Origin of the sequence: Aeromonas sp. 600886, assembly GCF_049174935.1 — a bacterium.
Classification (GTDB): domain Bacteria; phylum Pseudomonadota; class Gammaproteobacteria; order Enterobacterales; family Aeromonadaceae; genus Aeromonas; species Aeromonas veronii_A.
The window spans coordinates 49405-55847 of the sequence record NZ_JAAKUB010000030.1 but is presented as its reverse complement, the minus strand read 5'-3'; the positions used below and the strand labels follow the sequence as shown (position 1 = coordinate 55847).

5 protein-coding genes are annotated in these 6443 nt (G+C 59.1%); all 5 read right to left on the bottom strand.

The window, feature by feature from the left end; translation table 11 throughout:
• Nucleotides 1-291 precede the first annotated feature (291 nt).
• The 5 genes from G5179_RS18855 to hppD all read right to left on the bottom strand — a co-directional run bounded on the left by G5179_RS18855 (nucleotide 292) and on the right by hppD (nucleotide 6307).
• The gene (locus G5179_RS18855) at nucleotides 292-1788 is read right to left on the bottom strand and encodes a C69 family dipeptidase (protein ID WP_421258902.1); all 1497 of its coding nucleotides are present in this window, start codon (nucleotides 1786-1788) and stop codon (nucleotides 292-294) included.
• 458 nt (nucleotides 1789-2246) lie between these two features.
• Nucleotides 2247-2882: a maleylacetoacetate isomerase gene (gene maiA, locus G5179_RS18850; protein ID WP_005361400.1), complete on the bottom strand. Its 636-nt coding sequence runs from the start codon at nucleotides 2880-2882 to the stop codon at nucleotides 2247-2249.
• Between the two features lie 138 nt (nucleotides 2883-3020).
• On the bottom strand, nucleotides 3021-4016 hold the full coding sequence (locus G5179_RS18845; RefSeq protein WP_421258901.1) for a fumarylacetoacetate hydrolase family protein: 996 nt from the start codon (nucleotides 4014-4016) through the stop codon (nucleotides 3021-3023).
• A 10-nt stretch (nucleotides 4017-4026) separates the two neighbouring features.
• A complete protein-coding gene (locus G5179_RS18840) occupies nucleotides 4027-5178 on the bottom strand; it encodes a homogentisate 1,2-dioxygenase (RefSeq protein WP_075112729.1) in 1152 nt (383 codons plus the stop codon).
• The gene (gene hppD / locus G5179_RS18835) at nucleotides 5162-6307 is read right to left on the bottom strand and encodes a 4-hydroxyphenylpyruvate dioxygenase (protein WP_213386343.1); all 1146 of its coding nucleotides are present in this window, start codon (nucleotides 6305-6307) and stop codon (nucleotides 5162-5164) included. Before hppD ends, G5179_RS18840 begins: the two co-directional genes overlap by 17 nt.
• Nucleotides 6308-6443 lie beyond the last annotated feature (136 nt).

The window sequence follows — 6443 nt, the reverse complement described above, 5'->3', positions numbered from 1 at the left end:
TGTTTGTAGGTGAGCTCGCCTTTTTCAATCTGCTCGACCAGTGCCAGTTTAAAAGTCAGCGAGTAATCGCGCTGTGTCCGTTTCACACCTTGTCCCATCGGGTTCTCCATTTATTGGGGGGAAAGGTGTAAACCATATTCAGGACGGGACACACTCTGCAAAAAAGCCTTCACTCCCGTGAAGGCTTTTCGTTATGTCGTCTTCTGATAACAAAGGTGACAGTGAGAAGATCACCATACTCAAGACATGGATGACGACACGCTCTGCCGCCTTACCACATCATGGGGGCAATCAGTCCTTTTTCGCCTTGTTGGCGAAGAAGATATCGGCCTGAATATCCTGGGTGCGTACAGTGAAGATCTGGTTGGTGAGATCTTCGGTCAGCGTTTCCGCCTCCTTCATCACCCGCAGATTGAAGTCGTTGAGCATGCTGTTGGCGGCGGCCTTGTCGGTTTTGACCGTTTTCAGGTAGCTGGCTTCCATCTCTTTCTGCTCTTTGGCGATCTTCGCCTCCCAGCTCTGGTACGCCTGCTTCACTATGGGGGCCAATTTGGGGTAATCGGTCATCACCAGGGTCTGCAGTTTGCGATATTTCCAGTAGATGGAGTCGCTGTCGGCCTTGTCACTGCCCATGGCATAGTGCGCCGGATAGGCTTCCAGACCGCTGTAGTAGGGAACGAAGGCGGTCAAGTCCGCCATGCCGAGGCCCACATAGGTCACCTCCCCCACCTCACGCGGCATCCAGGGGCGTACCTGCATCACGTGGGACTCGTAGGTGCGGAACACACTGACAGGGCGCCACGGCTCCTGACCGTTCAACCCCTTGCTGTAGGGATCGTGCTCGGTGCCGTCATAGTGATTGCGCAGCACCGCCTTGACCTCCTCCAGCGTCATCTTCTTCTCGGGGGCGAGGGTGACCGGGAACTGACGACCGGCATCCACCGCCTGCTTGAGCGAGGGGTTGAACATCTGCTGGATGGTCCAGACCCGCGGATCGTTATAGGTGCGGTCCCGCTCGTCATCACGGGTATAGGCTTTCGAGAAGTTGAACGCCCCATCCTTTTGCGGATGGTAGAGCCCCTTCTCGGTGGCAAATTCGATCAGATTTTTCGATCCCATCATATCGGCACTGGCGGGATCGTACTGCTGCAGGCGGCCCTGATTGCCGGTGGCAAAGTAGTGATTTTTCGGCAGACGCTGCGCCATCCAGTGATGGCCGGTGGCAGTCTCCAGATACCAGAGCTCGTTATCATCCACCACGGCGACACCAAATCCCTCTCCCGCGCCTATGGTCTCGATGATGTTGCCAAGCAACGAGATCGCCTCGCGGGCCGATGTGGACCGGGAGAGCAACACATCGGGAATGTCATCCTCGGTGATCCCCTTATCTTCCACATAGGGGTCAAAGGCGAGCGCTTCGGGTGAGGCAAAAATGGACTCGGTGCCGCTCACCCCGACTCCCTTCTCGTTGAACCCGGTGGCGCCATGCAGCTGGGTCTTCCAGTTCGGTACCGTGGTATAGCGCAGGGAGTTTTTCGGCAAGGGGTAGCTGAAATCATTGGCGCCATTGTGAGCCTTGGAGCTGTGCATACCGCTCTGCCCCTGCTTGGCCGGATGGATCACGAAATGCTGGGCTTTCAGGGCATCGCTGTCGGCGCTGCGGGCCACCATCATGGAGCCATCGGCGCTGGCTTCACTACCGACCAGCAAGGTGGTACAGGCGAACGCCGACGAGAAGAGAGCAAGGTTGATGGAGAGTGCGACGACGCACTTTTTGAAGGAATGCATGAGATCTCCTTGTTGCACAGAGTGGTTGCAAATAAGCGGTGGCGCGCCAGTCAACCTGCCGCTGTCACAAGGGATCTGCGCGGTGACACGGGCCGGACAGTGCGGGCCATCAAACCGTAAACACGAAAAAGAGCAGTGCGAATAAACCGTGGAAACCAGGGAGGTAGCCAAGGCCCCCTGATAGGCGATCTGTGCGCATTTCTGCTTTCCACTGTTCCGCTGGCGTGGCGATACTAGGCCCAATCAACTGACTTGAGTGTGACTAACAGCCCAAAACACCAACAAAAAAGACTCAATCGATGCAAAATGTTGATAAGTGTGACAAGTACAGGATCCTTGGCGACATTCAGCCGTCAACACGAGGCACGCAAGGCGCATACAGAAGGGAAATAAAGAGATGAGGAGATATAACGCGCGGGATGGCGTGCTGACGCCATCCCGCGATTCAAGTCAGTAGGTCACTGCGCGTCCGGCTGGTTGGCTGGTGCCGCCTTGATAAAGGCTTGCAACTGTTCGCAGTTGGCGACGATGCGGCGGATAGTGGGGTAATCGTCCAGGGTCATGTCGTAGCGGCGGGCGTTGTAGACCTGGGGCACCAGCATGCAGTCGGCCAGGGTCACTTCGTTGCCGACGCAGTAGACACCGGCGGTGGTCATCAACAGCTGTTCGAGGGCGGTGAAGGTCTCGTCAATCCAGTGGCGATACCAGCGGGCCTCCTGCTCGTTGTTGGCCCTGAAGTGCTCTTCCAGATAATTGAGCACCCGCAGATTGTTGAGCGGGTGAATATCACAGGCGATCATGTTGACGATCTGGCGCACTCGGGCCCGCGCGTCGGGGGAAGAGGGCATCAGTGAGTAGGCGGGATAGGTCTCGTCGAGGTACTCCATGATGGCGACCGACTGACCGATCTGCACATCGCCATCCACCAGAAACGGCACCAGCCCTTGCGGATTGATCCGGCGATAGGCCTTCTCGCTCTGCTCGCCTTGCCGCAAATTGATGGGGTGCTGCTCATAGGCGAGCCCCTTGAGCTGCAACACGATCCGCACCCGAAAACTTGCCGACGAACGCCAATAGCCAAACAACTGCAACATAATCTGTCCCTGCATCTTATCTGGGCCCGAAGCCCGGCAGGTGCTCGCCACCTGCCTCCTTGTATATCCGGCACCGGTTGAGGCTCGTCGTGATCCGGACATATCCCGAATATCCTTGCCGCCAACCGGCGCTGGCCATCAACCTCCCTGACCGCTCGCTGGCACCACCTGTTGAGAGATAGTGCCAAACAGGTTTTGGCCAGAGCGATCCTCCATCGCGATCGACACTCTATCACCAAACTGCAAATAGGGGGTTATAGCTTGATCACAATCAAGAATTTCCAGCATGCGGCGCTCGGCGATGCAGGATGAGCCGGCGCTGCGATCGTAGTTGGAGACGGTGCCGGAGCCGATGATGCAGCCTGCCCCGAGCGGTCTGGTCTTGGCGGCGTGGGCAATCAGCTCGAAGAAGCTGAAGGTCATGTCCACCCCGGCTTCGGGCGCACCAAACAGGGCACCGTTGAGGTGGGTCAGAAGCGGCAGATGCACTTTGCCATCACGCCAGTCATCGCCCAGCTCGTCCGGGGTGATGGCCACCGGCGAGAAGGCGCTGGACGGTTTGGACTGGAAGAAGCCAAAGCCCTTGGCAAGCTCGCCCGGAATGAGGTTACGCAGGCTCACATCGTTGACCAGCATCAGCAGCTTGACGTGGCTAACGGCCCCCTGCGGGCTCACCCCCATCGGCACGTCGTCGGTGATGATGGCTACCTCCGACTCGAAATCGATCCCCCACTCCTCCGATCCCATCACGATGGGGCCACGGGGTGCCAAAAAGCTGTCGGAGCCTCCCTGATACATCAACGGATCGTGCCAGAAGCTTTCCGGCATCTCGGCGCCACGTGCCTTGCGCACCAGCTCCACATGGTTGACGTAGGCGCTGCCATCGGCCCACTGGTAGGCGCGCGGCAGCGGAGAGAGGCAAGACGCTTCATCAAAGGGGAACGCCTCTACCGCACGGCCCTCGTTAAGCAGCTGATAGACAACCTCCAGCCTGGGGGCAACCTCGGCCCACTCATCGAGGGCGGCCTGCAAAGTCGGGGCAATCTCGCTCACCCGTACTGCCCGGGCCAGATCCCGGCTCACTATCAGCAAAGCGCCATCGCGCTTGCCATTGTTCAATGTTGCCAATTTCATAAGCGATTCCTTATTTGCCGGCAGCAGCGTCCGGGCGCTGCCAGCTGGAGACATACCGGGTGTTCTCGATTCCTTCGCACAGACTGCCGACGTTCAGCGCATCGCGGGTATCGAGCATCACCGCCACCTCGTCGGTGAACTTCTTGGCATAGGCCTGCCCCGCCGCAAACGCCTTGGGATGGGGGCCGTGGGTGAAACCGGCGGGATGGAAGGTGACCATGCCCCGCTCGATATTGTCCCGGCTAAAGAAGTCCCCGGCGTGGTAAAAGAGCACCTCGTCATAATCGTCATTGCTGTGATAGAAGGGCACCTTGAGGGCGCCGGGATCGCTCTCGATGGGGCGCGGCACGAAGGTACAAATCACGAAGCGGCTCGCCACAAAGGTCGAATGAGCTGACGGCGGCAGATGGTAGCGGTGGCTCATCAGCGGGCGGATATCCCGCCAGTTGAGGCGCACCACGCACAAATCCCCGTGCCACCCTTGCGCATCCAGCGGGTTGAAGGGCCAGGTGATGACCGACACCTGATCGTGGCGCTTCACCTGCAGCGACCAGGGATTCTCATCCTGCTGGGCCAAAAAGCGTTCGTTGATGGCAGGCACATCCAGCGCCGCCGGGTCGAAGATGGCGTGATTGCCCACCAGCCCCTTGTCCGGCAGCTGGTAGCTGTCGTTGGTCGCCTCGATCATCAGGATGAACAGGGGCGCCGTCGGCTCAATGCGCCACATGGTGCCGCGGGGGATCACCACGTAGTCGCCGTCCCGCAGAGTCAGGTGGCCGTAGTCGCAGAAGAACTCACCGCCCCCCTCGTGGATAAAGAGCAGCTCGTCGCCGTCAGCGTTGCGCACCAGAAACGGCATCGCCTCGGAGAGCCGCCAGATGCGATAGCGGCAATGGGGGTTGCTAAGAATGTCGGGGGCCACCCAAGGGGAGAGCGAGCTTACCTCCTCCTGGAGGGCATTCAAGTCAAACAGCCGTGGCCGCAGCGGCCCCTCCCAACTGCTCCAGTCGGTGGGGGCATGCTTGTGGTGCATGTGGGTGGCGGGGCCGAAAAAGCCGCTGCGCCCCAGTTCGCGCTCATAGATGGCCTGTTCCGGCAGGTCGGCATGGGCCTGCCGGGAGTGGGTCCCCTCCCGATGGGGGAAGTTAATCCAGTTTCGCATCGCTCGCTCCCTCTTTGCGGGCACCCTTCTCATCCTCGCCGCCATCCAGCACGCCACGGCGGATCTGGTCCAGCTCGATCGATTCAAACAGCGCCTTGAAATTGCCCTCGCCAAACCCTTCGTTACCCTTGCGCTGGATGATCTCGAAAAAGACCGGGCCAATCACGGTGTCGGTGAAGATCTGCAGCAGGATGCCATCCTTGGTAGGGGAGCCGTCGATGAGGATGCGCAGCTCTTTGAGGGCCGCCAGATCCTCCTGATGCCCCTCGACCCGGCTGTTCACCTTCTCGTAGTAGGTATCCGGGGTCGGCATAAAGCCGGTACCGCGGCTGCGCAGGGTGCGGATGGTGTGGTAGATATCGCTGGAGGCCATAGCGATGTGCTGGATCCCCTCCCCCTTGTACTGGCGCAAGTACTCCTCAATCTGGGACTTGTCATCCGCCGACTCGTTGATGGGGATGCGGATCTTGCCGCAGGGGGCGGTCATGGCGCGTGAATGCAGCCCGGTCAGCTTGCCCTCGATATCGAAGTAGCGAATTTCGCGGAAGTTGCCGATCCGCTCATAGAAGTTGGACCAGACATCCATATTGCCGCGATGCACGTTGTGGGTCAGGTGATCGATCTCCATAAGACCGGCATCTACCTCTGCCATCCGGGACTGCCAGTCGGGGTAGAAGACAAAATCCACGTCATAGATGGAGCCCTTGTCGCCATAACGGTCGACAAAGGAGAGGGTGCTCTCGCCGATACCGTAGATGGCGGGAATATTGAGCTCCATCGGGCCAATCTTGCCGACAAAGGGCTTGGCCCCCTTGGCGATGGCGTACTGCTGGGCTTTGCCCGCATCGCTCACCCGAAATGCCATGCCGCAAACGCTCGGCCCGTGCAGGCTGGCAAACTGCTCCGCCTGGGAGTGAGGCTCGGCATTGACCACAAAATTGATATCCCCCTGCCGGTAGAGCCAGCACTGCTTGTGTTTGTGCTTGGCGACCTCGGCAAACCCGAGCGAAACAAACAGGCTCTTGAGGGCGGCAATCCCCTTGGCATCGGGGGCTGTGTATTCGACAAACTCGAAACCGTCTGTGCCTAACGGATTGATGGTATGGGTGGCGGAAGAGGTGGCATTCATCGGGCGCTCCTTGCTCTTGATTCGGTTAAAACGGATTGCGGCACCCAGCGGCGCGGCAAGTGTTAACAACTTGTTTCATTAGAAGCAGGGCGTAGCAGGAAGAGAAGAGGCGGGTTGCAGATAGTTTTTCGCAGCT

Bases quoted from the DNA above. Each gene is read 5' to 3' on its own strand.
- hppD (WP_213386343.1), bottom strand. From the start codon at position 6,307: ATGAATGCCACCTCTTCCGCCACCCATACCATCAATCCGTTAGGCACA.
- G5179_RS18855 (WP_421258902.1), bottom strand. From the start codon at position 1,788: ATGCATTCCTTCAAAAAGTGCGTCGTCGCACTCTCCATCAACCTTGCT.
- G5179_RS18845 (WP_421258901.1), bottom strand. From the start codon at position 4,016: ATGAAATTGGCAACATTGAACAATGGCAAGCGCGATGGCGCTTTGCTG.
- G5179_RS18840 (WP_075112729.1), bottom strand. From the start codon at position 5,178: ATGCGAAACTGGATTAACTTCCCCCATCGGGAGGGGACCCACTCCCGG.
- maiA (WP_005361400.1), bottom strand. From the start codon at position 2,882: ATGTTGCAGTTGTTTGGCTATTGGCGTTCGTCGGCAAGTTTTCGGGTG.